This window comes from Photorhabdus noenieputensis, from assembly GCF_018448935.1.
Taxonomy (GTDB): Bacteria; Pseudomonadota; Gammaproteobacteria; order Enterobacterales; family Enterobacteriaceae; genus Photorhabdus; species Photorhabdus noenieputensis.
On record NZ_RCWC01000149.1, the window covers coordinates 1 to 779 of the forward strand.

The 779-nt window shown below is 42.9% G+C and carries 1 protein-coding gene; it reads right to left on the bottom strand.

Annotated elements, in window-relative coordinates:
• Positions 1-773, bottom strand: a 773-nt coding sequence (locus EAE91_RS23590; RefSeq protein ID WP_214090554.1) for an IS982 family transposase, incomplete at its 3' end; no start/stop codon positions are given.
• Positions 774-779: the final 6 nt, after the last annotated feature.

The following is a 779-nucleotide window of genomic DNA, read 5'->3' on the forward strand; positions in this document are numbered from 1 at the left end:
TGACTGCGGTGTCTTGAATGCTCTATCTGAGAAATATTTTTAAGCTGATCCACGACCGTTTCTATCAAAAATCTCCTTCTTAACATCAGCTTATCCCAGAGAGATAATTCTTTTGCCTTCATGTTATTACGGACATGAGTGATTAACGTTATTCCTTCTGCTTCCAGTTCATCGCACAAAGCCTGCGACAAATACCCTTTATCGCCATATAAACATCCGGTTAACCCTTGTACCAGCGCTTTGACGGGATGGCGATCATCCTTATTTCCTGAAGTCAACTTCACTGCCAGAAGTTCACCACAATCATTGATAACCAGATGAAGTTTAAAGCCATAAAACCAGCCGGTACTGGTTTTCCCTCTCTGTGCGATGCCCTGAAATACGCGATGACGGGGAATACGGAGATTGTGGCAAACGGCAATTTTGGTTGAATCAATAAAAGCGATCCCCTGGGTTTCAGCCTTGCGTGACGAAAGAAAAGCACAGAGAGGAATGAGCGCCCTTTGCTTCAAGGTTAACATCCGGGTGTAGCTGACCAACCGGGGAAAATCGGCCTGAAGATAGTGTTTAACATGCTGAATATAAAACGTTTTAAAATCACGATAATGGCTCATGTGGAATAAAATGAGTATCGTCATGACTTCACTGAGAGAAAGGGAAGCTTCGCGGCGACGTTTGAGCAAACCATGTTCAATTAACTGTTGATGCCAGAGAGGAATAAATTTTTGGCAAAAGTCATCGACGCAGCAGTAAAGTTCTTCTAAATTAAACATGCCTGA